Source organism: Streptococcus sp. KR, from assembly GCF_002238115.1.
In the GTDB taxonomy this organism is placed as follows: Bacteria; Bacillota; Bacilli; order Lactobacillales; family Streptococcaceae; genus Streptococcus.
In genome coordinates this window covers 1-873 of record NZ_NGVM01000079.1, presented here as the reverse complement: position 1 = coordinate 873, position 873 = coordinate 1, and the positions used below count along the sequence as shown (strand labels likewise).

Below are 873 nucleotides of genomic sequence, written 5' to 3'. Positions count from 1 at the left end.
TAGTTGTTAGTGAACTAGATGCAACTCCTGAAGGATATCTTTTATTTAAGGAATTAGTAGAGGAGGAAAGAGTATGCCTTTAACAAAAGCACAGGCCAAATCGCTGGATATTTTAGAAGTAGCTCGTAGCCTTGGAATGGAGATGAAGCGAAAGTCACATCGAGAGTATTATTGGGCTGAGCATGACTCATTTAAGATTGATACTGTCAAGAATACCTGGCATTGGTATTCTCAAAACCTCTTTGGTGATACTATCAATCTCGTGCAACAAATGCAAAATGTCAGCTATAAGGAAGCCATGGTATTCTTAGAGACAGGTTCCTTTCCTGAAGCAAAACCAGTAGAGGAAGAACGTAAACCTTTCAACTATACACTAGCACCTTACGAACAACCATTTGTGGAGGCGAGAACCTATCTCAAGGAGATTAGAGGTCTCTCTGATGATACAATCGACTTCTTCCTTGAGAAGGGAGTATTAGCCCAAGCTAAACGTAAGGACAAAGAGGGCGTTATAGAAGATGTATTAGTTTTTAAATACTTGGATAAAAATCAGCAACTGGTAGGTGCGAGCCTTCAGGGACTTGTCCCTGATCAAGAACGTCATCCAGGTAAGGGCTACTTGAAACAAATCATGTATCAATCAGAGGCTATCAGTGGCTTAAACGTTTCTATAGGCTCTCCTGAGCGTTTAATTGTGACAGAGGCACCAATTGACCTTATGAGCTATTATGAGCTTCATAAGGGCGAATTAAACGATGTTAGACTAGTTGCGATGGAAGGATTAAAAGAGGGAGTTTTGTCTCACTATGTTCTTGAAATTTTGCAGGAGCGAGGGGAGATTGCGATGGATGAAAGGGATTATACCAAGTCTAG

1 pseudogene is annotated in these 873 nt (G+C 40.8%); it reads left to right on the top strand.

What is annotated here, in order from left to right:
• Positions 1-73: 73 nt before the first annotated feature.
• Positions 74-873: pseudogene (locus CBI42_RS10920) on the top strand (DUF3991 domain-containing protein); the annotation flags it as partial.